Source organism: Pseudomonas sp. NFACC16-2, from assembly GCF_900119205.1.
In the GTDB taxonomy this organism is placed as follows: domain Bacteria; phylum Pseudomonadota; class Gammaproteobacteria; order Pseudomonadales; family Pseudomonadaceae; genus Aquipseudomonas; species Aquipseudomonas fluorescens_Q.
The window spans coordinates 161,746-186,517 of sequence record NZ_FPIX01000006.1; the positions used below are offsets into that span (position 1 = coordinate 161,746).

Here is a 24,772-nt window from a genome sequence, read left to right on the forward strand (position 1 = left end):
GGCCAGTTCCGCGCCAACAGCCCGCGCAACGACGCGAGCATGGAAGACATGTCGATGAACGGGCGCGGCGCGTTCACCTCCGACCGTTTCAACTTCGGCGGCGGTGAATACGCCTTCAACGAAAAACGCACCCAGGTCGGCGTGTGGTACGCGGAACTGTCCGACATCTACCAGCAACAATATTTCAACCTGACCCACAGCCAGCCCATCGGCGACTGGACCCTGGGTGCCAACCTCGGCTACTTCACCGGCAAGGAAAACGGCAGCGCGTTGGCCGGCGACCTGGACAACAAAACCGCGTTCGCCATGCTCTCGGCCAAGTACGGTGGCAACACCTTTTATGTCGGCCTGCAGAAAGTCGGCGGCGATGATGCCTGGATGCGCGTCAACGGCACCAGCGGCGGCACCCTGGCCAACGACAGCTACAACTCCAGCTACGACAACGCCAAGGAAAAATCCTGGCAAGTGCGCCACGACTTCAACTTCGCCGCCGTCGGCGTGCCGGGCCTGACGTTGATGAACCGCTACATCAGCGGCGACAACGTGCACACCGCCACCGTTGACGACGGCAAGGAATGGGGCCGCGAAAGTGAGCTGGCTTATACCGTACAGAGCGGTGCGCTGAAGAGCCTGAATGTGAAGTGGCGTAACTCGACGATGCGTCGGGATTACAGCACCAATGAGTTCGATGAAAACCGGTTGATCATCAGCTATCCGCTCAGCCTGCTGTAAAAACCAAACATGGATGGAGGCTGTACCACCGTCATCGCGAGCAGGCTCGCTCCCACAGGGAATCGGTGCCGCGCACAAAATCAGTGCTCACTGAAGATCCCGTGTGGGAGCTTGCTCGCGATGACTTTGGCACATCCAACATCATCGCCAACTGACCCACCGCTATCGCGAGCAAGCTCGCTCCCACAGGAAATGAGGTAATCCCTTAAGCGCGCGATTCGACGCCCAGTTCGTCCCACACCGACTCGGCCAGATGAAAAGTGGCGTTGGCCGCCGGGATGCCGCAGTAGATAGCGCTCTGCATGATCACTTCCTTGATCTCGCTGCGGCTCACGCCGTTGTTGGCAGCGGCGCGCAGGTGCAGTTTGAGTTCTTCGTTGCGGTTCATGCCGATCAGCATGGCGATGGTAATCAGGCTACGGGTATGGCGCGGCAGGCCCGGACGGGTCCAGATGTCGCCCCAGGCGTGGCGGGTGATCATCTCCTGGAACTCGCTGTTGAACTCGGTCAGGGCATTGAGGCTGCGATCGACGTGGGCGTCGCCCAGCACCGCGCGGCGTACTTGCATGCCTTCGTCGTAACGTTGTTTCTCGTCCACAAAAAACTCCTCAGGCGCGGCTGGAATCAAGCAGGAAATCCAGTACCCGGGTGCTGAACGCAGCGCCGGCCTGGACGTTGGACAGGTGCGCGGCATGGAACTCGGCGTACTCGGCCCCACTGACCCGCTCCTGGATAAAGTGCCCACCCGACGGCGGTGTCACGGCATCTTCGGTGCCGGCGATCACCAGCAGCGGCACGCGAATCGACGACAACTGCTCGCGAAAATCGGCATCACGCACCGCCGCACAGTTGGCCGCATAACCCTGGGGCGAAGTGGCGGCGAGCATGTCGGTGATTTTTTTTGCCGTCGCAGGCTGCGCTTCAGCAAAGTCGGGGGTAAACCAACGGGCAATCGAGGCATCGCGCAACGCTACCATCGCTGCCTTGCCGTCGCGCAGCACGGTTTCGATGCGCGGGTTCCACACCGACGGATCGCCGATCTTGGCCGCGGTGTTGCACACCACCAGTTTGTACAGGCGCTCGCCGGCGTTGATTCCCAGCCATTGGCCGATCAACCCGCCCATGGACAAGCCGCAGAAATGCACCTTGTCGAGGTTCAACTGATCAAGCATCGCCAGCACATCGCGACCCAGTTGTTCGATGCTGTACGGCCCTTCCGTGACCAGCGACTGGCCATGGCCGCGGGTGTCGAAGCGCAGCACGCGAAAGTGTTCGCTGAAGGCCGCGACCTGCTCGTCCCACATGTGCAGATCAGTGCCCAGGGAATTGGAGAGCACCAGCACAGGGGCGTCTTGCGGCCCATCAAAACGATAGTTCAGATCGCCCTCGGCGAGTTTGACGAATCCCACAACAATCTCCTTTCAGGCGTTCAAGGCAAGGTGTTCGGCCACGGCCCGGGCGACCCAGGTCTGGGCTTGTCCGAGGTAGTGCGCCGGGTCGAGCAGATGATCAAGCTCGGTCGCGGATAGCTGCGCAGTGACCTGAGGTTCATCCCCCAGCACATCACGCAAATGCCGTTGTTCAGCCACGGCGCGCTTGCAGCATTGCTCCAGCAGATGGTGCGCCGCGTCGCGTCCCACACGCTGGGCCAGGACGATGCTCACCGCTTCGGCCAGCACCAGCCCCTGGGTCAGTTCGAGGTTGCGGGCCATGCGCGCCGCGTCCACTTCCAACCCTTCGGCCAGCAGCCGCGCCTGCTGCAAGGCCCCGGACACCAAGCAACAGATCTCCGGCAAGGTTTCCCATTCGGCGTGCCACAGGCCCAGGCTGCGCTCGTGTTCCTGGGGCATGGCGCTGAACAGCGTCGACAACAAGCCAGGCACGCGCGTCGCCGCGCCGATCAGCACTGCCGCACCCACCGGGTTGCGCTTGTGCGGCATGGTGGACGAACCGCCCTTGCCCGGCGCCGAGGGCTCGAACGCTTCGCCGGCCTCGGTCTGCATCAACAGGCTGATATCACGGCCGAGTTTGCCCAGACTGCCGGCGATCAGGCCCAGCACTGAACCAAACTCCACCAGGCGATCGCGCTGGGTGTGCCACGGCTGCTCGGGCAGGTTCAGTTGCAATTCGGCGGCCAAGGCTTCGGCGATGGGCAAGGCGTGTTCACCCAAGGCCGCGAGGGTGCCGCAAGCACCGCCAAACTGCAGCACCAGCAAGCGCGGCTTGAGTTCTTTCAAACGTTGGCGACTGCGGGTGATCGCTCCCAGCCAACCAGCGATCTTCATACCCAGGGTCACCGGCGTGGCGTGCTGCAGCCAGGTGCGTCCGGCCAGCGGCGTGGCGGCGTAGTGTTCGGCTTGTCGGGCCAGGGTGGCGGCCAACTGCGCCAGCTCGCCTTCGATCAGCCCCAAGGCCAGGCGCAGTTGCAGCACCAGCCCGCTGTCCATCACGTCCTGGCTGGTGGCGCCCAGGTGCACGTAGCGCTCAGCTTCGGCATCCTCGGCGGCGATGCGCTTGCCCAACGCCTTGACCAGCGGGATAGCCGAATTGCCAGCGCTGGCGATCGCTTCGCTCAGTGCCGAAAAATCGTACAGCTGCGCACGACAAGCCTGCTCGATCGGCGCCACGGCACTTTGCGGAATCACCCCGACCCGCGCCTCGGCCCGGGCCAAGGCGGCTTCGACGTCAAGCATGGCCTGGACCCGGCCCGCATCGCAGAACACCTCGCGCATGTCGCGGGCGGTGAAGTAGGCATCGAATAGTTGATTGCCCGGTCGTTCGCTCATAAACAGTCCTTGGGAAGTGGATGCCTTGTGATCAGGATTGCTGTGGCCCCAGTGACTCAAACAAACCTTGAATGATCAGGTGGGTTCAAAGGTCATGGTGCAAATACGCCGGCTGCTTGGGCAGGCGCAGGCTGAACAGGAACGCCACCACCATCATCACCGTGACATACCAGTAAAAAACGTTCTCCATGCCCTGGGCCTTCAGGCTCAAGGCAACGTACTCCGCCGAGCCGCCAAAAATCGCATTCGCCACCGCATACGCCAACCCTACCCCCAGCGCCCGCACTTCGGGTGGAAACATTTCCGCTTTCACCAGGCCGCTGATGGAGGTGTAGAAACTGACGATCGCCAGCGCCAACGTGATCAGGATAAACGCCAGGAACGGGCTGCTGATGCTTTTGAGGGTGAGTAGGATCGGCACGGTGCACAACGCCCCCAGGCCACCGAACCAGAGCATGGAATTGCGTCGGCCGATCTTGTCCGCCAGCATGCCGAACAACGGCTGCATGCACATATACAGGAACAGCGCGCCGGTCATGATGTAGCTGGCGGTCTTGGCGTGCAGGCCGGCGGTGTTCACCAGGTATTTCTGCATGTAGGTGGTGAAGGTATAGAAAATCAATGAACCGCCGGCGGTGTAGCCCAGCACGGTGATGAACGCCGCCTTGTGGTCGCGAAACAGCGCCGCGATGCTGCCAGCGTCCTTGTTTTCGCGCATTTCCTTGCTGCTGGTTTCCTTCAGGGAGCGTCGCAGGAACAGGGAAATCAACGCAGCCACGGCGCCGACCACGAACGGGATCCGCCAGCCGTAGGCACGCAGTTCATCTTCGTTGAGAAACTGTTGCAGGATCACCACCAGCGACACCGCCAGCAGTTGCCCACCGATCAGCGTCACGTACTGGAACGAGGCAAAAAATCCGCGCTGGCCCTTGAGGGCGACTTCGCTCATGTAGGTGGCGGTGGTGCCGTACTCGCCGCCCACCGACAAGCCTTGCAGCAGGCGCGCGAACAATAGCAGCACCGGCGCCCAGACGCCGATGTCCTTGTAGGTGGGCAGGCAGGCGATGAGCAACGAGCCGAAACACATCATCAGCACCGAGATCATCATCGAATTCTTGCGCCCGTGCCGGTCCGCCACCCGACCGAAAATCCAGCCGCCGATGGGCCGCATCAGGAACCCGGCGGCGAATACACCGGCCGTGTTGACCAGTTGCACCGTGGGGTTGTCGGACGGGAAGAACGCCGGGGCGAAATAAATTGCGCAGAACGCATAGACATAGAAGTCAAACCATTCGACCAGGTTGCCGGATGAAGCACCGACGATGGCGAAGATGCGCTTGCTGCGTTCTTCACCGGTGTAGTGGCTGATGATGGGGGTGGCCATGGATTATTCACTCGTTGGGGAATGGACAAAGTCTAGACACACTTCGTAACAGACCCGTTCCACAAACAGACGTTGAAGCGACAGCGCCTGTATTGACGCCATCGCGAGCAAGCTCGCTCCCACAAGGACGATGATCGTTCCCACGCTCTGCGTGGGAATGCCTCAACGGACGCTCTGCGTTCGGCTCTGGATGTGACGCAGAGCGTCACGGGCAGCATTCCCACGCGGAGCGTGGGAACGATCATCGCCTGTCAACATTCAGTAATCGAAGAACACCGTCTCGGCATCCGTGCCCTGAAGGATCACGTTCCACTGGTACACGCCCGACGCATCAGGCTTGGCCACGATTGTGCCGCGACGTTCTTCGGGCACGCAGGCCAGCAGCGGGTCGGTTTCATTGGCCTGTTCGCCATCGAAGTAGATGCGCGTCAGCAAATGCTTGACCAGCCCGCGCGCGAATACCAACACCACCAGGTGCGGTGCCTGGGTCGTGCCACTCAATCCCGGCACAGTGCCCGGCTTGATGGTGGTGAAGCGAAAACGCCCTTCGGCGTCCACCGGCACCCGGCCGAAACCTTCGAAATGCGGGTCCAGGGGTTTGTCCTGGTCGTCTTCCGGGTGGGCGTATTTGCCGGCGGCGTTGGCCTGCCAGACTTCCAGCATCGCGTCGTTGACGAACTGGCCGTTGCCGTCGACCACCTGCCCGGTGATCGCCACGCGTTGGCCGAGGGTTTCGGCGACGGTCAGGTCTTCGCGGTTCAGCCAGGTCAGGCCGATGTGGTAGTACGGGCCAACGGTGTGGGACGTGGTGGCGGTGAGCGTCATCTTATTTCTCCATCGGCGTGGCATCGCGGCCGCGCAAGACGATGTCCCAGCGGTAACCGAGGGCGTAGTGAGGGACAGTTTTTTCCAGGTCGAAACGGGCGATCAGGCGTTCCTTGGCACTCGTGTCCGGCACGCAGTTGTAGATCGGGTCGTATTCCAGCAACGGATCGCCAGGGAAGTACATCTGCGTCACCAGGCGCGTCAGAATGCTCGGCCCGAACAGTGAGAAATGGATATGCGCCGGACGCCAGGCGTTGTGGTGGTTGCCCCACGGATAGGCGCCGGGCTTGATGGTCTGGAACTGATACCAGCCATCGGCGTCGGTGACGGTGCGACCGGTGCCGGTGAAATTCGGGTCCAGCGGCGCGTCATGGTTGTCACGATCATGGTTGTAGCGACCGGCGGCGTTGGCCTGCCAGATTTCCACCAGGATGCCCGGTACCGGCTGGCCGTGCTCATCCAGCACGCGCCCGTGAATGATGATCCGTTCACCCAGTGGCTCGCCGGCATGCTGGGCGGTCAGGTCGTGGTCCTTTTCCTGCAAGCGGTCGGCGCCGACAGTCGGGCCGGTGATTTCCGACAACGAATGCGGCAGGAACACCAACGGCTTGGACGGCGAGCGCAGGTTGGTGGACTGGTACGGCGGGTGCAGATACTCCGGCTGGGTGCCCGCTTGAGGGCGACGATAACCAGGCTTGTCAGTCATGAAGCATTCCTCGATTTCTTATTAGTGGAGCGACGCGTCAGACGCGTTCGATGGCCAATGCCAGACCCTGGCCGACGCCGACACACATGGTCGCCAGGCCTTTCTTGCCGCCGGTCTTTTCCAGCTGATGCAGCGCCGTCATCACCAAACGCGCCCCACTCATGCCCAACGGATGGCCGAGGGCAATGGCGCCGCCGTTCGGGTTGACCTGCGGCGCATCGTCCGCCAGCCCCAGATCACGCAGCACCGCCAGCCCCTGGCTGGCAAACGCTTCATTGAGTTCGATCACGTCGAAATCGGCGACCGACAGGCCCAGGCGCTCAGTGAGTTTGCGCACCGCAGGTACCGGGCCGATGCCCATCACCCGTGGCGCGACGCCAGCACTGGCCATGCCCAGCACTTTGCCGCGAGGCGTCAGGCCATGCTTTTCCACCGCTTCGGCCGAGGCCAGGATCAATGCGGCCGCACCGTCGTTGACCCCCGACGCGTTGCCGGCGGTGACGGTCTTGTCCGGGCCGTTGACCGGCTTGAGTTTGCCCAAGGTCTCCAGCGTGGTGTCGGCGCGTGGGTGCTCGTCCTGCTCAACCACGGTTTCGCCTTTCTTATGGGCGATGCGCACCGGAACGATTTCTTCGGCGAAAAAACCCGCCGCCTGGGCCGCCGCCGTGCGCTGTTGGCTGCGCAAGGCGAAAGCGTCCTGGTCGGCGCGGGACACGGCGTAGTCATCAGCCACGTTATCAGCGGTCTGCGGCATCGCATCCACCCCGTACTGGGCCTTCATCAATGGGTTGATGAAACGCCAGCCGATGGTGGTGTCTTCCAGCTTCATGCTGCGGGAAAACGCCGCGTCGGCCTTGCCCATCACGAACGGCGCACGGGACATCGACTCCACCCCACCGGCGATGGCCAGTTCCATCTCACCGCTGGCGATGGCTCGGAACGCCGTGCCGATGGCGTCCATGCCCGAGGCGCATAGACGGTTGAGGGTCACACCGGGAATGCTGTCCGGCAGGCCCGCCAACAGCAGCGCCATGCGCGCCACGTTGCGGTTGTCTTCGCCGGCCTGGTTGGCGCAGCCGAGAAACACTTCGTCCACCGCGCTCCAGTCCACCGATGGGTTGCGTTCCATCAGCGCCTTGATCGGCACAGCCGCCAGGTCATCGGCGCGCACGGCGGACAAACTGCCGCCGAACCGGCCGATAGGGGTTCGAATCGCATCACAGATATACACGTCGCGCATCAGGCTTCTCCCGGTGCCTGGCCGTGGGCCGCCGCAGTGCGAGCTTCGAGATCACGCAGTGCGCGCAGCTCCACTTCGGTCGGCTCGGCGGTGGTTTGCACCTGGTCGGCGAAACGGATCGCCCACCCGGTGGCCGCAATGACCTGCTCGCGGGTCACACCGGGGTGCAGCGCGGTGACCACGAATTCATGGCTGCCGGCTTCCGGCTCCATGATGCACAGGTCGGTGATGATGCCCACTGGACCGGCGCCCGGCAGGCCCAGGCGCTTGCGGGAATCACCGCCTTCGCCGTGACCGACCGAGGTGATGAAATCCAGCTTGTCGACAAACGAACGCGCCGACTGCTTGAGGATGATCAGCACGCTCTTGGCCGAACCGGCGATCTCCGGCGCGCCACCGGCACCGGGCAGACGGACCTTGGGCTGATGGTAATCGCCCACCACCGTGGTGTTGATGTTACCGAACCGGTCGACTTGGGCTGCCCCCAGGAACCCGACATCGATACGCCCGCCCTGCAGCCAGTAGCGGAAAATCTCACCGGTCGGCACGACGGTATCGGCGGTTTCCGCCAGCTCACCGTCGCCGATGGACAGCGGCAGCACGCTGGGTTTGGCACCGATCGGGCCTGATTCGTAGATCAGCACGACGTCCGGCGACGAGGTCAACCGCGCCAGGTTGGCCGCTTTCGACGGCAGGCCGATGCCAACGAAGCATACGGCATTGTTCTTCAAGCGACGCGCCGCGGCGACGGTCATCATTTCGTTGGTGGAGTAGGTCATGGTTTCACCTGCGAAGCGGCTGCCAGTCTGGCCTGGAATTCACTAAAGTCTTTAGTGCCATGGATGTATTCGTTGATCCATGCGGTAAAGGTCTCACGGTCCCGGGCGATCGGATCCCACGCCTGGTAGAAACGGTTGTCACGCTCGGTATAACCGTGGGCGTAGGACGGATGCGCACCGCCCGGTACGTGGCACACCGCGCTCAACGCCCAGGTCGGCAGCACGCAGGCGTTCATCGGTGCATTCAGGTCGTCGACAATTTCTTCCACGGTGACGATGCAACGCTTGGCGGCCAGGGCGGCTTCTTTCTGCACACCGAGAATGCCCCACAGCAGCACGTTGCCCTTGCGGTCGGCTTTCTGGGCGTGGATCACCGTGATGTCCGGGCGCACCGAAGGTACAGCGGCCAGTACTTCACCGGTGAAGGGACAGGTCACGCTCTTGATCAGCGGGTTGACCTTCGGCAGGTCGGAACCGGCGTAGGCCCGCAGCACCGCGAACGGCAGGCCGGAGGCGCCGGCAACGTAGGCGTTGGCCAGGTCGGCGTGGCTGTGTTCCTCGATCTCCAGCGGGTGCGGCCATTGTTTCTCCACGGCATCGCGCAAGCGGTGCAACGACCCTACGCCAGGGTTGCCGCCCCAGGAGAAAATCAACTTGCGAGCACAACCGGCGCCGATCAACTGGTCATAGATCAGGTCAGGTGTCATGCGCACCAAGGTCAGATCTTTCTTTCCCTGACGAATGATTTCATGACCCGCCGCCGTAGGAATCAGGTGAGTGAAGCCTTCGAGCGCGACGGTATCGCCGTCGTTGACGAATTGCTTCACCGCGTCGTGCAGCGAAAGGATTTCAGCCATGGGGCAGGCTCCCGTTTTCCAGTAGACCGACATGAAGAAAAAGGCGCGAGGTTAAGCGCCGAAGTGACTGAAGATTAAGCCTGTGGGAAAAGCCAAACAATCCGATAATCGACTGAGTGTTCGTTTATCGAACGGATTGTTGTTTAGCTATCGATTTATCCACACCGCGAAAACGAGAACCGTGGCGAGGGAGCTTGCTCCCGCTGGGCCGGGCTGGCGTTCCAGCGCGAAGCGGCCCTGTTTTTGGGGCTGCTACGCAGCCCAGCGGGAGCAAGCTCCCTCGCCACAGGGGTGTAGGTTCGGGGTTTCAGGTGGCATCCGCATGGCTGACCATGCCTTTGATCACCACCGCCGTGGTCGCCAGGGCCGCCGGGATCACCAGCGCGGTCAGGACCTGTTCGAAGTTCCAGCCCAGGCCCAACAGGGTCGCGCCCATCCAGGCGCCGAGAATCGCGCCGAAACGACCGATGCCCAACATCCAGGACACACCGGTGGCACGGCCCTGGGTCGGGTAGAAACGCGCCGCCAGCGAAGGCATCGCCGATTGCGCGCCGTTGACACACATGCCCGCCACCAGCACCAGGGTGGCGAGCAAGGTGATGTTGCCCAGGCTCTGCCCCACCGCGTAGGCAAACACCCCCGCCATCAGGTAGAAAAGGCCGATGACCTTGTGCGGATTGAACCGGTCCATCGCCCAACCCACCCCGACAGCGCTCAACACGCCGCCGAATTGGAACAGCGCACCGATAAACGCTGCCTGCTCCATGCTCGCGCCGCTGTCGCGCATCAGGGTCGGCAGCCAACTGGTCAACAGGTAGACGATCACCAGGCCCATGAAATAGGTCAACCACAGAAGCAAGGTGCCAGCGCTGTAGGTACCGGAGAAAATCACCGCCAGCACATTGCGGGCTTTCACGGTTTTCTGTTCCGGCACACTGAAGCTCGCCGCTTGGGCCACCGTGTTCGGTTCGATCGGTGCCAGGGTCTTGCGCACCTTGTCGGTGCCGCGATTGCGCACCACCAAGTAACGCGCCGACTCCGGCAGCCAGAACAGCAACACGACCGCCAGGATCAACGGCAGGATCCCACCAATCAGCAGCAGGCTATGCCAACCGAACGCCGGTATCAGCTTGGCGGAGATGAACCCACCGCCGGCCATGCCCAAGTTGAAGCCACAGAACATGCTGGTCACCAACAGGGATTTCTTGCGTTCAGGGGTGTATTCCGAGAGCAACGTGGTGGCGTTCGGCATCCCCGCGCCCAATCCCAGGCCGGTCAGGAAACGCAATACCAACAATTGATCGACATTGGTGCTGTAGGCCGAGGCCAGGCTGAACGCGCCGAACAGCAGGACCGCGCCCACCAGTACGACTTTTCGCCCGAAGCGGTCAGCCAGCGGCCCTGAACCCAGCGCGCCAAACACCATGCCGATCAGCGCGGCGCTCATCACCGGGCCGAGGCTGGCGCGATCGATGCCCCAATCCTGGGACAGCGCCGGGGCGATGAAGCCCATGGCCGCTGTATCAAGGCCGTCGAGGAAAACAATCAGGAAACAGAGAATCACCACCCGCCACTGATAGCGCGAAATAGGTTGGGCATTGATGAAGGACTGCACATCGAGGCAGTTGCCTACGGAGGTCTGGGGCTGGTTCATTTTATTTTTATTCCACGTGATAAACGCAGGCGAACGATCAGGGACCGGCGAAACACGCCGGATGACGCTGCGCGACATTAATGAGGGCAGGCAAATACCGTCAATTCATCGCCGCCGACTCTGTGCGTTTATCGAACAGCTTAAGTGAACAGCTGCGCGCTCAAGTCGCGGCTAGCCCCCAGCAGGCCTGGCAGGAAGCGCTGTTCCAGCTCATTGCGGCTGACCCGCCCGGCATGGGTGCTGACGTTGAGCGCGGCCACCACTTGACCGGAAGCGTCGTACACTGGCACGGCAATCGAACGCAGGCCCTGTTCCAGTTCCTGGTCGACGATGCACCAGCCTTGCTGCCGCACCTGTTCCAGGCATTCAAGCAATGCCTCGGGGGTGTGCAAGGTGCGGCTGGTCTTGGCTTGCAGGTCGGCATGGTCCAGGTAGTCGCTCAGCGAAGCATCATCCAGGGCCGCCAGGAGAATCCTGCCCATCGAAGTGCAATAGGCTGGGAGACGCCCGCCGACCGACAGATCGACCGAAATCAGGCGCTGGGTGGTGGCTGATCGGGCGATATAGAGGATGTCGTCGCCTTCGAGCGTCGCCATGTTGCAGGCTTCGTGCAATTGCTCGCTCATGCGGTCCAGGTACGGCTGGGCAGAAACGGCCAGCGGCGTCGAGGACAGATAGGCGTGCCCCAGGGTCAGCACTTTGGGCAGCAGCGAATAGGTCCGTCCATCTGTGGTGGCGTAGCCAAGCTTGATCAAGGTATGCAGGCAACGTCTGACGGCGGCGCGAGGGATTTCCGTACGATGGCTGATCTGGGCAATGGTCAGGTGCCGCTTGCGCTCCTGGAAAGCCTGGACCACGGCCAACCCGCGGGCCAGGGACGTCATGAAATCAGGATCGCCGGTCAGGGCCTGGATCCGCTTGGCCGGCGAGGCGACGATCGGTGGCGCGACTGAAGTGAAAGCATTGCGCAATTGGTCGTTCATGTCTGGTCCTTCCCCGGGAATGACGGCTATTACAAGCGGCTGTCCGACGGACAGACAAGGGCCAGACCGCCAACAGTGTTCGATTATCGAACCAGCAACCGATAATCGCAATCCTGCCCGGTATCATGAGTTCGACAGCCGTCGAACGCCCGATAACAAGTTGAGCGAGAGTGACAAGCGATTTGACGTGAAGGCGCGGGCGATATTGAACTTGTCGCCTTGAACGGCATCAGGATATCGGCACTAGCAAGCATCTTCTGAAACCTGATTGACACAAGTTTGCACATACAAACATCGATTCACACAACAACAGGCCCCTTTAAATATTTCCCGATAGTGTTATTCAGCTGGACCGCTATAATGCAACTCAGCGACGGTACGGCCAATCGACCGCTCCCGTACGCAGGCACCTTGGTAATACCCTGGCGCCCGAAGCACCTTTAGGTCGCTTCCCCTGTATTGGCAACAACACGAAGCCCTGATGCTACGTCAGCTGTCAGCTCTGGTGCCGTGGCCGTCTGCATGTCTGCATGCAGTGCGTATCACCAGATTCAATTTCAATTAATTAGGTACAACTGTGACGAAAGACGAACTGCGCGCGGAACTTGAGCGCCAGGAACAACGTTACAAGGAAGTTTACGGCGGGGAAATCACCACCTACGCCGCACAACCTGAACCGGAACGCAAACCCTGGCGTAAGCGCGCCACCGTTCAGGACCAGGCCTTCACCCAGGAACTCCAGAAAATGGAAAAAGAACTCAAAGCCGAAGAGCAGTGACGCGCTGGGCCTGATGTTCTTGTGAAGAGGTCTCCGGCCGCCATCCAGGCCGGAAACCGCAGCGCACGCCCGCCATGAGCGGGCCGCCATCCGCTCCCGCCCGACGGCCGGGAAAGGCTCATGGCCGACCTTCTTTTCAGATATTTCATACAACCGCTCGAAGTGCTCTACAGGGGGCGGCGGTCAGGTTCCAGGACGCTTTGCGCCCCTGAATCAAAGGGTTACGCGCCCCACGGAAAACCTCGCGCCAGAGGCATTCCTACAAATTATTTCGTTGAAGAATGTTGCCGATGAGCAGGCAATGCATCGATTGCCATGGTTTTCTGGCATAATCGCGCCCCCTTATGACCGGGTCAGAAAACCTTCATGATCGATTTATTCAGCGGACTGGATGCTTGGGTGCTTGTGAGCCTCTTGCTCGCCCTGGCTTTTGTCCTCGCCTTCGAGTTCATCAACGGCTTTCATGACACCGCTAACGCGGTTGCCACTGTTATCTACACCAAAGCCATGCCGCCTCATCTGGCGGTGTTCTTTTCCGGTGTGTTCAATTTCCTCGGCGTGCTGCTGGGTGGTGTGGGGGTGGCGTACGCCATCGTTCACTTGCTGCCCGTAGAGCTGCTGATCAATGTGAATACCGGACACGGGCTCGCCATGGTGTTTTCGCTGCTCGCAGCGGCCATTACCTGGAACCTGGGCACCTGGTACTTCGGTATCCCGGCGTCCAGTTCCCACACGTTGATCGGTTCGATCCTCGGCGTGGGCCTGGCCAATGCGCTGATCAACGATATCCCGTTGGCCGACGGGGTGAACTGGCAGAAGGCGATCGATATCGGCGCCTCCCTGGTGTTCTCGCCCATGGCCGGTTTCCTGATCGCCGCCCTGGTGTTGATTGGTCTGAAATGGTGGCGTCCGCTGTCGAAGATGCACAAGACACCGGAACAGCGCCGCAAGATCGATGACAAGAAGCACCCGCCGTTCTGGAATCGCCTGGTACTGGTGATCTCGGCCATGGCCGTCAGCTTCGTCCACGGCTCCAACGATGGCCAGAAAGGTATCGGCCTGATCATGCTGGTGCTGATCGGGATCGTGCCTTCGCAGTTCGTGCTCGACCTGAGCAGCACCACGTATCAGATCGAGCGGACCCGCGACGCGACCCTGCACCTGAGCCAGTTCTACCAGCGCAACAGCGCATCCCTGGGTGAATTCCTGGCGCTGGGCAAGAGCGTGGAAGGCGATCTGCCGGAAAAATTCCGTTGCAACCCGCAGCAGACCGAACCCACCATCGATGCCCTGCTCAACACCCTCAAGGGCGTGGCTGACTACCATTCGCTGCCGTCGGAAAGCCGTATCGAAGTGCGTCGTTACTTGCTCTGCCTGGACGACACGGCGAAGAAGGTTGGCAAACTGCCAGACCTGGCAGCCCGTGAGAAGGACGACCTGAACAAACTGCGCAAGGACCTGACCGGCACCACCGAGTACGCCCCATTCTGGGTGATCCTGGCGGTCGCCCTGGCACTGGGCCTGGGCACCATGGTGGGCTGGAAGCGTGTGGTACTGACCATCGGCGAGAAGATCGGCAAGCAAGGCATGACCTACGCCCAGGGCATGTCGGCGCAAATCACCACCGCATGCATGATCGGCATGGCGAACATCTTCAGCCTGCCGGTTTCCACCACCCACGTACTGTCCTCGGGCGTGGCCGGTACCATGGTCGCGAACAAGAGCGGCCTGCAAGGTGGCACCGTGCGCAACATCCTGCTGGCCTGGGTGCTGACCCTGCCAGCAACGGTGGCGCTGTCGGCCGGGCTGTTCTGGTTGGCGTCCAAGGCCTTGGGCAGCTGATTCCCGCAGCCACAAAAAAGGTGCGATCCTGACGGGTCGCACCTTTTTTTATGCTTAAAACACCTACCCCTGTGGGAGCGAGCTTGCTCGCGATAGCGTCAGGTCAGTCAATATCAATGGCGCCTGGAATACCGCTATCGCGAGCAAGCTCGCTCCCACAATGGTCTTGTGTGGAACAGGGAAAATTTGGCCAAAAAAAAGGGCGACCGAAGTCGCCCAAAATGCCTTGCGTGCTCGTTTTAGCCGGAAAGACCTACGGTTTTTTCCGCTTGTGTGCGTCTTTCCAGATGAATAATCCAAAGCCTGCGAAAAATACGAACATGAGGCCGACCGTCAACACCCCGGCAAACACCACATTATCGAAAAACATGACTGGCCTCCTGGTCTTGCCCCTGTTGCGATGGGTTCAAGTTAACCAATCAGGCCTGGATGAAAATTGACCGGGGTCAATAACGCCCGCAACGGGGCGAAAAGGTGGGGAAATAACTGATCTGCATCAATGGATCGAGGGGGTTCAGCGCTTTTTCGGTTTGTTTTTCGACTTTTTCTTGGGCTTGCCCAACGGCATGGCCTGCTCGAAAGCCTGGCGGACTTCATTGAGGCGCTTTTCGTTGAGGTCGTGAACGCGCTTGGCGCGCTCGGCACTGAGGTCGATCAGCTTGTCGTCTTGGCTCATGGCGTGTGGGCATCGTGCAGTGAATTGCGGATGCGCCCATGATGCGGGGTGTTGACGGCGTTGACCAGCCTGCGTACGTCGGCAAACGCCTGAATCAGATCTGGATATCGACCCACAAGCCCTGGCGCGACTCTTCGTCTATCAGCGGCACCACCGGCACGGTGTTGTCGGCGTTGAGTTCGGTACCCGGCACGGCCAGGTGTTCTTCAGAATCTTCATTGGCCTCGCGGTGGCGCTTGTCGCGCTCCTGCCGGCGACGCTGTTCCTCGCGCAACAGCAGCGCGGCCTCTTCCGGGTCGCGGTTCTGCAGGTCGATGGTGCTTTCGTTGGAGCTTTGCTGCACCGGGACCACGGGCGGTATGTCCGGTCGCTGGCGAACCGGATCCTGTTGAGCGGTGATAGGTACGGCGCTCAAAGGGAGCATGGGTGGCAACATAAAGGTCTCCTGTCTTCAGGTTGTCGGCTGGGAAAGTGGCAGCTTGAACCGCCGGTCTGAAACTTGTGACCCAGTTGGCATTGCAGTGATCCCCGGGGTCGAGCTTGTTTGATCGCTGGGCAAGCGTAAGTTCCGTGCGTCGCTCACTAATCAACGTACGTAAATCCTTTGGTCTGAGGGATCCTTCCGTTAAGATAACCGGCTTTTTCAAGGCGGGAGTCAGGCAGCATGGCGCAGCAGTATCAACCGGGGCAACGCTGGATCAGTGACAGCGAAGCCGAGCTGGGTTTAGGCACCGTTCTGGCACAGGACGGCCGCTTGTTGACCGTGCTCTATCCGGCCACTGGCGACACTCGCCAGTACGCGCTACGGAACGCGCCGCTCACCCGTGTACGGTTTTCGCCGGGCGATGTGATCACTCACTTCGAAGGCTGGAAAATGACCGTGCGCGAAGTCGATGACATCGATGGGCTGCTGGTCTACCACGGCCTCAACGGACAGAACGAAGTCGTCACCCTGCCGGAAACCCAACTGTCGAACTTTATCCAGTTCCGCCTGGCGAGCGACCGTCTGTTCGCCGGCCAGATCGACCCATTGGCCTGGTTCTCCCTGCGCTACCACACCCTGGAACACACCAGCCGCCAGTTGCAGTCTTCGCTTTGGGGCCTGGGCGGCGTCCGTGCCCAGCCTATCGCCCACCAATTGCACATTGCCCGTGAAGTAGCCGACCGCATTGCGCCGCGGGTGTTGCTGGCGGACGAAGTGGGCCTGGGCAAGACCATCGAGGCCGGCCTGGTCATCCATCGTCAACTGCTGTCCGGCCGCGCCAACCGCGTCCTGATCCTGGTGCCGGAAAACCTCCAGCACCAGTGGCTGGTGGAAATGCGTCGACGTTTCAACCTGCAAGTCGCGCTGTTCGACGAAGAACGCTTCATCGAAAGCGATGCCAGCAACCCGTTCGAAGACACTCAACTGGCCCTGGTGGCGCTGGAGTGGCTGGTGGACGACGAGAAGGCCCAGGACGCGCTGTTCGCCGCCGGCTGGGACCTGATGGTGGTCGACGAGGCCCATCACCTGGTGTGGCACGAAGATCAGGTCAGCCCGCAGTACGCGTTGGTCGAGCAACTCGCCGAGACGATCCCGGGCGTGCTGCTGCTGACCGCGACCCCGGAACAACTGGGCCAGGACAGCCACTTTGCTCGCCTGCGCCTGTTGGACCCGAATCGCTTCCACGACCTCAAGGCCTTCCGTGCCGAGAGCGAAAACTATCGCCCGGTGGCCGAAGCCGTGCAGGAGCTGCTGGACAAAGGCCGCCTCTCGCCCGAAGCCCACAAGACCATCCACGGCTTCCTGGGTAACGAAGGCGAAGCCTTGCTGACCGCCGTCAATGATGGCGATGTCGAAGCCAGTGCCCGCCTGGTGCGTGAACTGCTGGACCGCCACGGCACTGGCCGCGTGCTGTTTCGCAACACCCGCGCCGCCGTGCAGGGTTTCCCGGAGCGCAAGTTGCACGCCTATCCGCTGCCGTGCCCGGCCGAATACCTCGAATTGCCGCTGGGCGATCACCCCGAGCTGTACCCGGAAGTCAGCTTCCAAGCCCAGCCGGACGCCAGCGAAGAAGAACGCTGGTGGCGTTTCGACCCGCGGGTCGAGTGGCTGATCGACACCCTGAAGATGCTCAAGCGCACCAAAGTACTGGTGATCTGTGCCCACGCCGAAACCGCCATGGACCTGGAAGACGCCCTGCGCGTACGTTCCGGCATTCCGGCCACGGTGTTCCACGAAGGCATGAACATCCTGGAGCGCGACCGCGCGGCGGCCTATTTCGCCGACGAAGAGTTTGGTGCCCAGGTGCTGATCTGCTCGGAAATCGGCAGTGAGGGGCGCAACTTCCAGTTCGCCCATCACCTGGTGCTGTTCGATCTGCCAGCGCACCCGGATCTGCTCGAACAACGTATCGGCCGTCTGGACCGGATCGGCCAGAAGCACACCATCGAGCTGCACGCGCCGTACCTGGAAACCAGCCCACAGGCGCGGCTGTTCCAGTGGTATCACGAAGCCCTGAATGCCTTCCTCAACACCTGCCCGACTGGCAACGCCTTGCAGCATCAGTTCGGCCCGCGCCTGCTGCCATTGCTGGAAGAAGCCGACGATGGCCAGTGGCAAGCGCTGATCGACGAAGCCCGCACCGAACGCGAGCGCCTGGAGGCCGAGCTGCACACCGGTCGAGACCGTTTGCTGGAGCTCAACTCCGGCGGCGCCGGTGAAGGCGATGCGCTGGTGGAAGCCATTCTCGAGCAAGACGACCAGTTCGCCTTGCCGATCTACATGGAAACCCTGTTCGACGCCTTTGGTATCGACAGCGAGGATCATTCGGAAAACGCGCTGATCCTCAAGCCGAGCGAAAAAATGCTCGACGCCAGCTTCCCGCTGGGCGACGACGAAGGCGTGACCATCACCTACGACCGCAACCAGGCGCTGTCGCGCGAAGACATGCAGTTCATCACCTGGGAGCACCCGATGGTGCAAGGCGGCATGGACCTGGTGTTGTCCGGTTCCATGGGCAACACCGCCGTGGCGTTGATCAAGAACAAGGCCCTCAAGCCCGGCACCGTGTTGCTGGAACTGCTCTACGTCAGTGAAGTAGTGGCCCCGCGTTCGCTGCAACTGGGCCGCTACCTGCCGCCGGCCGCCCTGCGCTGCCTGCTTGACGCCAACGGCAACGACCTGGCCGCCCGGGTTTCGTTCGAAACCTTGAACGACCAGCTCGAAAGCGTGCCACGCGCCAGCGCCAACAAGTTCATCCAGGCCCAGCGCGACCAACTGACGCCGCGGATCAACGCCGGCGAAGAGAAGATCGCCCCGCGCCACGCCGAACGCGTGGCCGAGGCCCAGCGCCGCCTGGCCGCCGATACCGACGAGGAATTGGCACGCCTGACCGCCCTGCAAGCAGTCAACCCGACCGTGCGCGACAGCGAACTGGTAGCCCTGCGCCAACAGCGCGAGCAAGGGCTGGCGATGCTTGAGAAGGCGGCGCTGCGTTTGGAGGCGATTCGGGTGTTGGTGGCGGGCTGATTGCCGCAGTAGTCCGAAAAAAGGCCCGCAGCGATGCGGGCCTTTTTGTGAACATGCCAAACACAGAAATGCCTGGCCAGGACATGGTCAACTGTGGCGAGGGGATTTATCCCCGCTGGGTTGCGCAGCAGCCCCAGAATCCATCATGCGCCGCGATAGTCAGTTGAATGCAGAGGGTTGCTGCGCAACCCAACGGGGATAAATCCCCTCGCCACAATGCCCTGTCGGCTTCAGCTCCAGCCTTGGCCTCGCTTCAAGGACTGTAGTACCCCACCGCCACCAGGAAGTGCCCGACCTTCTTCAGGTACGCGTGCTTGTCCTCGACCTTGCCGGTCACCGGGTTCTTCCACCGATACTCATATTCCCCCACGTCCTGCTTGCCGATCATGGCCAGGATCGGCTCCCCCACCGGCTTGCCATCGGGGTCCTTGACCTTGGCGAAGTCGGTATTGATCAGCCGCAGGTTGGTGCCGTGACCGACATAGCGCCGGGTATTGAGGTCGACGACAAAGACGTACAAGTCATCCTGCAGATAACCACCCTTGAGGGAGTTAACCGCCGTCAGCGTGGCCTTCTCATTTTTCAACAGGTCGCTCGAAGCCTTGTCCAGCAGCACCTTGGCCTGTTCGGCGGAAGCCCGGGGCAGGTAGTAGCCGACAGCCAGAATCCGTTCGCCGACACGCTGGAAATACACATGCTTGCGCTCGACCTTGCCGTCCGACCAGTTCTGCCAACGGTACTCGGCTTGCTGGATGCCGCTGGCCTCGGGAGTCTTCAAGGCGTCCTTGAAAGCTTTGCGCAGGTCCGGGCCCAGCACTTCAGACACGTCTCGCCCGATCAGCGCCGAGGAAGGCCCGCCGCTGGCGAGCATCACACCCTGGGTATCCACCACGAATACATAGCGATCCTTGTCGACGAATTCCCCCTGGCGACTGAAGGCGGCAAAGGCTTTGTCGCCGTTGTCGTGGTAGTAAGCCAAGGCCTTTTCCAGCAGCGAGCGGGCCGCCTGGCCGTCATCCGGTGTCGCTGCATGAACCGGTGCCAGCCCCAGCACAAGCATTGCGCCCAGCCAGGCCATCCTGTGAAAAACCCCCATATGCGCGCCCCTCGTTCTTGTTGGTGTTTCAAGAGCGTAGACGGCGTGGGGTGATGTTGGAGTATTCAGGGAATTGCTGGGGAGCCAGGGGAGTCAGCGGGTATGGTTATTGACAGAGGCGGTGCCATCGCGAGCAAGCACGCTCCCACGCTTGGCAGCGTTTCCTGTGTGCGAGCTTGCTCGCGATAGCGGCGGCACATTCACAATCGCTATCGCGAACAAACGCCCACAGGCTTATTGAGCCCCAGCGCGGAGTTGCTGCTGCAAGTTCTGGATCTGCGCTTGCAAGGTGTTGATGTTACGGGTGACCTGGCCACGGAAGGCGTCGAACTCGGCAGTGTTGCCGCCCTTGTCCTGCTGGCTCTTGAGCACGATCATGTCCTGCTCCAGGCGATCGATGGCCGAGTTTGAGGTGGCTCTTTTCAGGGCGGTGATGTCGGCTCCGATGCTCTTGAGCTGAGCATCCAGGGCACCACCCTCGCCTTGGCTTTTCAGGGCGTTAACTTCAGCCACCAGCGTCTTGACCTGGGCTTGCAGTTCCTTGTTGGACGCTTGCAACTGGGCGTTGGTGTTCTGCTGTTCAGTGGCCTGGGCAATGAGCTGGGCCAGTTCCTTGTCCAGGTCGGCGGACGGACCGAAGGTAGCTTGCTGTTGCTTATACTGCTCCAACAGTTTGTTGTCGAATTGCTTGCCCTGATCCTGCAGCTTGCTTTCCAACTGCTTGATCTGCAGTTTCAAGGCCTCACTGTCGCTCATCACATTGGACTGGCCGGCGACAACCTTGCCGGAAAACTCCTGCAGTCGTCCCGCCGCATCTTCACTGATCCGCGCGAAACTCTCCTGGGTGGCCACCAGTTGCTGCTCCATCAGGGAAATCTGCTGGAAGCTCCACCAGGCCAGGAAACCGAACGCACACAGCAGCGCGCCGACCAATGCCCACAGCGGCCCGGTGCTGGGCCCCTTGACCTTGGCCGCGGCAACGGGCGCCGGGCGTGCTTGCACGTGAGGCTGGCGGTTGGGCAGGAAATCATCGTCATCGGGAATGTCGGCCCGCATCCGCAGGCTCGGTACATCATCGAAGTCGTCGTTGGCATCGTTACGCATGGGCATGGTTCAACCTTTGGGAAACCGGTGATGGCTTGATGCGGCGAGTATAACCCCCTCGCCCGCCGCACCGATTGACCCCGAACCTGGCACTCGGTTCATGACGGGCCGATCAGCGGGTACTCGGGTGGGCTGTCTGGCTAGTCATACAGGCTGCTGTACCTTCCACCAGGCACAAAATTCATCGAGGGCGGTCCACAGGCTGACCTGCGGATCATAATCGAGATAATGCCGGGCCCGGCTGATGTCCAGGGTGAAATTTTTGTTCATGACCTGCATGCCCAGGCGCGACAGCGTCGGTTCGGGGCGCCCCGGCCACAATTTGCAGAAACCTTCATTCAGGGCCGCGACACTATAAGCCAAGCCGTAGGAACGATAACGCCGGACCTGCGGGACTTCCATCTGGCGCATCACATAATTGACCACATCCCACAGTGGAACCGGTGCCCCATTGCTGATGTTATAGGCCTTGCCCAATGCTGAATCGGTAGCCAGCAGGCTGCTGAGCAGCGCTTCGTTGAGGTTTTGCACGCTGGTGAAATCCACTTTGTTCAGCCCGTTGCCGACAATCGCCAGGCGCCCCTTGCGCTGCATTTTCAACAGCCGCGGAAAAATGCTCATGTCACCGGCACCGGTCACGAAACGCGGGCGCAGGGCCAAGACTTCGAGGCCGAACTCCTGGGCGCCGAAGACTTTCTGCTCGGCCAGGTATTTGGTGGCCGCGTAAGGGTGCTTGAAGCGCTTGGGCACCTGTTCTTCGGTCAACCCGAGGTGGTCACGACCGTCGAAGTAGATGGACGGCGAGGACAGATGAACCAGCCGGCGAACCTTTTGCTTGAGGCAGGCCTCGACGACATTTTCCGTGACTTGGACATTGCCCTGGTGGAAATCCTGGTAGCGGCCCCAAAGTCCCACGGAACCGGCGCAATGCACGACGGCGTCGACATCCAGGCACAAATCCCGGGCCAGCAGCGGGTCGCTCAGATCCCCTTGGACAAACTGTGCACCGCGACGCACCAGGTGTTCCACGCTCTCGGCCCGGCGACCATTGACCCGTACATCCAGGCCTTGCTCCAGGGCGAAACGCGCGAAGCGTCCGCCAATGAAGCCGCTCGCGCCGGTGACCAGAATTTTCATGAATGCTCCTAAGAAATGCGGTTACGAGCCTTGCGCTACAACCTGCAATGTTATCTGTGCGCCGCTTTTACCAGCAGCTTGACGTCTACTGCGCCTCCCAAGGCACCAGCCACTGCCGGGAGGAGCGGATCAACTGTTCGGTCAACAAGCCGAGCAACTGCCCGCCATTGCGCCAATGATGCCAGTACAGCGGCACATCGATCGGTTTATCTGCCAGCAACTCCACCAGCACGCCTCGCTCCAGCTGTTCGCGCACTTGCAGCTCCGGCACGAGCCCCCAGCCCAGCCCGACTTCAGCAAGACGAATAAAACCTTCGGAGGAGGGGCACAGATGGTGCTCGAAACCGCCCTCCACGCCTACGGACGCAAGGTAGCGGTGTTGCAGGAAATCATCCGGGCCAAACACCAATGCCGGCGTACGGGCCAGTTGATCGGCCCGCACCCCGTCGGGGAAATGCCGGGCGATGAACGCTGGGCTGGCCAGCGCCCGGTAGCGCATCGCCCCCAGCAAAACACTGCGGGCGCCCGCCACCGGGCGTTCGCTGGCGCAGACACACGCCGCCACTTCACCGGCGCGCATGCGCTTGAGACCAACGGTCTGGTCCTCCACCACCAAGTCGAGCAACAGGTGCTGCTCGGCGCAGAAATCGCCCACGGCCGCCGCCCACCAGGTTGCCAGGCTGTCGGCGTTCAAGGCGATGCGCAAACGCTCCGGCAAACCCTCTTCATCCAGGGCCGGCACCAGGCTTTGCAGGTCGCGCTCAAGCAGACGCACCTGTTGCACGTGATTGAGCAGCCGTCGGCCGATCTCCGTGGGCGCTGGCGGCGTGGCACGTACCAGCACGGGCTGGCCGACGCGCGCTTCCAGCAGTTTGATTCGTTGGGAAATGGCCGATTGCGACAAACCCAACACTTGGGCCGCGCGCTCGAAACCGGCCTGCTCGACCACGGCAGCCAGGGCAGAAAGCAATTTGTAATCGAACATCAGTTTTCCTAATGAGCAATCAGCAGGATTGGTTTTTCTTATACAGGCCTTCCCCGGAGAATGGCCAGCATTGAGACACAAACCGGGGATCAAACCTATGTGGCAAAGTTATATGAACGGCCTGCTGGTGGCCTTTGGGCTGATCATGGCCATCGGCGCCCAGAACGCATTTGTGCTGGCCCAGAGCCTGCGCCGCGAACATCATCTGCCCGTGGCGGCGCTGTGCGTCACGTTCGATGCGCTGCTGGTCGCCGCCGGCGTTTTCGGCTTGGCGACCTTGCTGGCCCAGAGTCCGTTGCTGCTGTCGATAGCCCGCTGGGGCGGTGCGGCGTTCCTGCTCTGGTATGCCAGCCTGGCCCTGCGCCGGGCCTGCTCGAAGCAAAGCCTGCAACAGGGGGAAAACCAGGCTGTACGCTCGCTGCGGGCGGTGCTGCTCAGCGCCCTGGCGGTGACGCTGCTCAACCCCCACGTCTACCTCGACACCGTACTGCTGATCGGCTCCCTCGGTGCCCAGCAGAGCGTGCCTGGCGCCTATGTCGTGGGCGCGGCCAGTGCCTCGCTGCTGTGGTTCTTCACCCTGGCCTTCGGTGCCGCGTGGCTGGCACCCTGGCTGGCTCGTCCAGGCACCTGGCGGATCCTCGACCTGCTCGTGGCGGTGATGATGTTTACCGTGGCGGTGCAATTGATCGTCAACGGCTGATTATTCCAAACCGCTCTGGAACCTCTATTCCACACAGTTGTTGCGTGGTTATGCCGCACCCCCGGTGCTATGATCCGACTCCTGCGCCGCAAAGAGTACAAACTCCCCGGCGCTAGTCTGGCCGCCCGTGATCGGCCTTGCGCTCACCGCAACTGACCTGATTAGGAGAATCACCATGGCTTTCGAATTGCCGCCGCTGCCCTATCCACACGACGCACTGGCGCCACACATTTCCAAGGAAACACTGGAATACCACCACGACAAGCACCACAACACCTATGTCGTGAACCTGAACAACCTGGTGCCTGGCACCGAGTTCGAAGGCAAGACCCTGGAAGAAATCGTCAAGACTTCCTCGGGCGGTATCTTCAACAACGCCGCTCAGGTCTGGAACCACACCTTCTACTGGAACTGCCTGGCGCCAAACGCCGGCGGTCAACCAACCGGCGCGCTGGCTGAAGCCATCAACAAGGCCTTCGGTTCGTTCGACAAGTTCAAGGAAGAGTTCAGCAAGACCTCCATCGGCACCTTCGGTTCCGGCTGGGGCTGGCTGGTGAAAAAGGCCGACGGTTCCCTGGCCCTGGCCAGCACCATCGGTGCCGGCAACCCGCTGACCAGCGGTGACACCCCGCTGCTGACCTGCGACGTGTGGGAACACGCTTACTACATCGACTACCGCAACCTTCGCCCGAAATACGTCGAAGCGTTCTGGAACCTGGTCAACTGGAAATTCGTCGCCGAGCAGTTCGAAGGCAAAGCCTTCACCGCCTAAGCGCCAATGCCAGACAAGAAAACCCGGCGTCGTGCCGGGTTTTTTTTGCCGGCAAAAAAATGACCGCAGGCAAACTACCTCGCGTCTGGAACCCCAAGAAAAAATCCCTGGAGGCCTCAAGTTGCGGCCCCTTCCAACCGACACAATGGTCGTAGAGCAATCACTCTGGAAAAAACGTACACCGGTAAGGTTTCAAGCGAAAACCCTTGTGTTTGATTGTCCCTT

At 61.3% G+C, this 24,772-nt stretch carries 24 protein-coding genes; 6 read left to right on the plus strand and 18 right to left on the minus strand.

The genetic code is table 11. The features are described 5' to 3' along the window. On the plus strand, positions 1 to 732 hold a 732-nt coding region (locus BT116_RS08035), incomplete at its 5' end, for an OprD family outer membrane porin (protein WP_139271880.1). A gap of 205 nt (positions 733 to 937) precedes the next feature. Here the strand turns inward: BT116_RS08035 and pcaC are convergent. The 11 genes from pcaC to pcaR form a co-directional block, all read right to left on the minus strand. Then, a complete protein-coding gene (pcaC, locus tag BT116_RS08040; protein ID WP_014336968.1) occupies positions 938 to 1,330 on the minus strand; it encodes a 4-carboxymuconolactone decarboxylase in 393 nt (130 codons plus the stop codon). Positions 1,331 to 1,340: 10 nt separating this feature from the next. Further along, positions 1,341 to 2,141, minus strand: coding sequence for a 3-oxoadipate enol-lactonase (gene pcaD, locus BT116_RS08045; protein ID WP_072342021.1), 801 nt, complete (start codon positions 2,139 to 2,141; stop codon positions 1,341 to 1,343). A gap of 12 nt (positions 2,142 to 2,153) precedes the next feature. Further along, complete coding sequence (locus BT116_RS08050) at positions 2,154 to 3,518, minus strand: 3-carboxy-cis,cis-muconate cycloisomerase (protein WP_072342024.1); 1,365 nt, start codon at positions 3,516 to 3,518, stop codon at positions 2,154 to 2,156. Between the two features lie 85 nt (positions 3,519 to 3,603). After that, complete coding sequence (locus tag BT116_RS08055; protein WP_072342027.1) at positions 3,604 to 4,902, minus strand: MFS family transporter; 1,299 nt, start codon at positions 4,900 to 4,902, stop codon at positions 3,604 to 3,606. Between the two features lie 258 nt (positions 4,903 to 5,160). After that, complete coding sequence (gene pcaG / locus BT116_RS08060) at positions 5,161 to 5,727, minus strand: protocatechuate 3,4-dioxygenase subunit alpha (RefSeq protein ID WP_072342030.1); 567 nt, start codon at positions 5,725 to 5,727, stop codon at positions 5,161 to 5,163. Position 5,728: 1 nt separating this feature from the next. After that, positions 5,729 to 6,433 (minus strand): protocatechuate 3,4-dioxygenase subunit beta, encoded by a 705-nt coding sequence (gene pcaH, locus BT116_RS08065; protein WP_072342033.1) that lies wholly within the window; start codon positions 6,431 to 6,433, stop codon positions 5,729 to 5,731. A gap of 37 nt (positions 6,434 to 6,470) precedes the next feature. Beyond that, positions 6,471 to 7,676: a 3-oxoadipyl-CoA thiolase gene (gene pcaF / locus BT116_RS08070; RefSeq protein ID WP_170845984.1), complete on the minus strand. Its 1,206-nt coding sequence runs from the start codon at positions 7,674 to 7,676 to the stop codon at positions 6,471 to 6,473. Continuing rightward, on the minus strand, positions 7,673 to 8,452 hold the full coding sequence (locus BT116_RS08075; protein WP_053182625.1) for a CoA-transferase subunit beta: 780 nt from the start codon (positions 8,450 to 8,452) through the stop codon (positions 7,673 to 7,675). Before BT116_RS08075 ends, pcaF begins: the two co-directional genes overlap by 4 nt. After that, complete coding sequence (locus BT116_RS08080) at positions 8,449 to 9,309, minus strand: CoA transferase subunit A (RefSeq protein ID WP_018610924.1); 861 nt, start codon at positions 9,307 to 9,309, stop codon at positions 8,449 to 8,451. The genes BT116_RS08075 and BT116_RS08080 overlap by 4 nt, the downstream gene beginning before the upstream one ends. A 307-nt stretch (positions 9,310 to 9,616) precedes the next feature. After that, the gene (locus BT116_RS08085; protein WP_072342041.1) at positions 9,617 to 10,963 is read right to left on the minus strand and encodes a 4-hydroxybenzoate transporter PcaK; all 1,347 of its coding nucleotides are present in this window, start codon (positions 10,961 to 10,963) and stop codon (positions 9,617 to 9,619) included. 140 nt (positions 10,964 to 11,103) lie between these two features. Next, positions 11,104 to 11,946 carry a pca regulon transcriptional regulator PcaR gene (gene pcaR / locus BT116_RS08090; protein WP_072342044.1) on the minus strand — a complete coding sequence of 281 codons (843 nt, stop codon included), beginning with the start codon at positions 11,944 to 11,946 and terminating at the stop codon, positions 11,104 to 11,106. A 577-nt stretch (positions 11,947 to 12,523) separates the two neighbouring features. On the opposite strand from pcaR, the gene BT116_RS08095 reads away from it, so the two are divergent. Both BT116_RS08095 and BT116_RS08100 read left to right on the plus strand, forming a co-directional pair. After that, positions 12,524 to 12,724, plus strand: a complete 201-nt coding sequence (locus BT116_RS08095; RefSeq protein WP_003198635.1) for a hypothetical protein — start codon at positions 12,524 to 12,526, stop codon at positions 12,722 to 12,724. 366 nt (positions 12,725 to 13,090) lie between these two features. Next, a complete protein-coding gene (locus tag BT116_RS08100) occupies positions 13,091 to 14,566 on the plus strand; it encodes an inorganic phosphate transporter (protein ID WP_072342047.1) in 1,476 nt (491 codons plus the stop codon). A gap of 253 nt (positions 14,567 to 14,819) precedes the next feature. Here BT116_RS08100 and ccoM read toward each other — a convergent pair whose 3' ends face one another. The 3 genes from ccoM to BT116_RS08105 all read right to left on the minus strand — a co-directional run bounded on the left by ccoM (position 14,820) and on the right by BT116_RS08105 (position 15,678). Continuing rightward, on the minus strand, positions 14,820 to 14,936 hold the full coding sequence (gene ccoM / locus BT116_RS31570; protein WP_025212288.1) for a cytochrome c oxidase subunit CcoM: 117 nt from the start codon (positions 14,934 to 14,936) through the stop codon (positions 14,820 to 14,822). 144 nt (positions 14,937 to 15,080) lie between these two features. Beyond that, positions 15,081 to 15,242 (minus strand): hypothetical protein, encoded by a 162-nt coding sequence (locus BT116_RS31015; RefSeq protein ID WP_003198631.1) that lies wholly within the window; start codon positions 15,240 to 15,242, stop codon positions 15,081 to 15,083. Positions 15,243 to 15,336: 94 nt separating this feature from the next. Further along, positions 15,337 to 15,678, minus strand: a complete 342-nt coding sequence (locus BT116_RS08105; RefSeq protein ID WP_072342050.1) for an aspartate-semialdehyde dehydrogenase — start codon at positions 15,676 to 15,678, stop codon at positions 15,337 to 15,339. Positions 15,679 to 15,906: 228 nt separating this feature from the next. Here BT116_RS08105 and rapA point away from each other — a divergent pair, with 228 nt between their 5' ends. Continuing rightward, positions 15,907 to 18,753 (plus strand): RNA polymerase-associated protein RapA, encoded by a 2,847-nt coding sequence (gene rapA, locus BT116_RS08110; protein WP_072342053.1) that lies wholly within the window; start codon positions 15,907 to 15,909, stop codon positions 18,751 to 18,753. Positions 18,754 to 19,006: 253 nt separating this feature from the next. On the opposite strand, the gene BT116_RS08115 is transcribed toward rapA, so the two are convergent. The 4 genes from BT116_RS08115 to BT116_RS08130 all read right to left on the minus strand — a co-directional run bounded on the left by BT116_RS08115 (position 19,007) and on the right by BT116_RS08130 (position 23,075). Continuing rightward, a complete protein-coding gene (locus tag BT116_RS08115) occupies positions 19,007 to 19,849 on the minus strand; it encodes a cache domain-containing protein (protein ID WP_072342056.1) in 843 nt (280 codons plus the stop codon). A 234-nt stretch (positions 19,850 to 20,083) separates the two neighbouring features. Continuing rightward, positions 20,084 to 20,959: an ATPase gene (locus tag BT116_RS08120; protein ID WP_072342058.1), complete on the minus strand. Its 876-nt coding sequence runs from the start codon at positions 20,957 to 20,959 to the stop codon at positions 20,084 to 20,086. A gap of 138 nt (positions 20,960 to 21,097) precedes the next feature. Next, positions 21,098 to 22,090: an NAD-dependent epimerase/dehydratase family protein gene (locus tag BT116_RS08125; protein ID WP_072342061.1), complete on the minus strand. Its 993-nt coding sequence runs from the start codon at positions 22,088 to 22,090 to the stop codon at positions 21,098 to 21,100. Positions 22,091 to 22,175: 85 nt separating this feature from the next. Next, positions 22,176 to 23,075, minus strand: a complete 900-nt coding sequence (locus BT116_RS08130) for a LysR family transcriptional regulator ArgP (RefSeq protein WP_072342064.1) — start codon at positions 23,073 to 23,075, stop codon at positions 22,176 to 22,178. 97 nt (positions 23,076 to 23,172) lie between these two features. On the opposite strand from BT116_RS08130, the gene BT116_RS08135 reads away from it, so the two are divergent. Then, entirely contained in the window at positions 23,173 to 23,775 is a 603-nt protein-coding gene (locus BT116_RS08135) for a LysE/ArgO family amino acid transporter (protein WP_072342067.1), read from the plus strand. 175 nt (positions 23,776 to 23,950) lie between these two features. Then, a complete protein-coding gene (locus BT116_RS08140) occupies positions 23,951 to 24,547 on the plus strand; it encodes a superoxide dismutase (RefSeq protein ID WP_063322607.1) in 597 nt (198 codons plus the stop codon). Positions 24,548 to 24,772 lie beyond the last annotated feature (225 nt).

Excerpts from the sequence above, each read along its gene's own strand:
- BT116_RS08050 (WP_072342024.1), bottom strand. The coding sequence starts at position 3,518 with ATGAGCGAACGACCGGGCAATCAACTATTCGATGCCTACTTCACCGCC.
- BT116_RS08055 (WP_072342027.1), bottom strand. The coding sequence starts at position 4,902 with ATGGCCACCCCCATCATCAGCCACTACACCGGTGAAGAACGCAGCAAG.
- pcaG (WP_072342030.1), bottom strand. The coding sequence starts at position 5,727 with ATGACGCTCACCGCCACCACGTCCCACACCGTTGGCCCGTACTACCAC.
- pcaH (WP_072342033.1), bottom strand. The coding sequence starts at position 6,433 with ATGACTGACAAGCCTGGTTATCGTCGCCCTCAAGCGGGCACCCAGCCG.
- BT116_RS08075 (WP_053182625.1), bottom strand. The coding sequence starts at position 8,452 with ATGACCTACTCCACCAACGAAATGATGACCGTCGCCGCGGCGCGTCGC.
- BT116_RS08080 (WP_018610924.1), bottom strand. The coding sequence starts at position 9,309 with ATGGCTGAAATCCTTTCGCTGCACGACGCGGTGAAGCAATTCGTCAAC.
- BT116_RS08085 (WP_072342041.1), bottom strand. The coding sequence starts at position 10,963 with ATGAACCAGCCCCAGACCTCCGTAGGCAACTGCCTCGATGTGCAGTCC.
- pcaR (WP_072342044.1), bottom strand. The coding sequence starts at position 11,946 with ATGAACGACCAATTGCGCAATGCTTTCACTTCAGTCGCGCCACCGATC.
- BT116_RS08100 (WP_072342047.1), top strand. The coding sequence starts at position 13,091 with ATGATCGATTTATTCAGCGGACTGGATGCTTGGGTGCTTGTGAGCCTC.
- ccoM (WP_025212288.1), bottom strand. The coding sequence starts at position 14,936 with ATGTTTTTCGATAATGTGGTGTTTGCCGGGGTGTTGACGGTCGGCCTC.
- BT116_RS31015 (WP_003198631.1), bottom strand. The coding sequence starts at position 15,242 with ATGAGCCAAGACGACAAGCTGATCGACCTCAGTGCCGAGCGCGCCAAG.
- BT116_RS08105 (WP_072342050.1), bottom strand. The coding sequence starts at position 15,678 with ATGTTGCCACCCATGCTCCCTTTGAGCGCCGTACCTATCACCGCTCAA.
- rapA (WP_072342053.1), top strand. The coding sequence starts at position 15,907 with ATGGCGCAGCAGTATCAACCGGGGCAACGCTGGATCAGTGACAGCGAA.
- BT116_RS08115 (WP_072342056.1), bottom strand. The coding sequence starts at position 19,849 with ATGGGGGTTTTTCACAGGATGGCCTGGCTGGGCGCAATGCTTGTGCTG.
- BT116_RS08120 (WP_072342058.1), bottom strand. The coding sequence starts at position 20,959 with ATGCCCATGCGTAACGATGCCAACGACGACTTCGATGATGTACCGAGC.
- BT116_RS08125 (WP_072342061.1), bottom strand. The coding sequence starts at position 22,090 with ATGAAAATTCTGGTCACCGGCGCGAGCGGCTTCATTGGCGGACGCTTC.
- BT116_RS08130 (WP_072342064.1), bottom strand. The coding sequence starts at position 23,075 with ATGTTCGATTACAAATTGCTTTCTGCCCTGGCTGCCGTGGTCGAGCAG.
- BT116_RS08135 (WP_072342067.1), top strand. The coding sequence starts at position 23,173 with ATGTGGCAAAGTTATATGAACGGCCTGCTGGTGGCCTTTGGGCTGATC.
- BT116_RS08140 (WP_063322607.1), top strand. The coding sequence starts at position 23,951 with ATGGCTTTCGAATTGCCGCCGCTGCCCTATCCACACGACGCACTGGCG.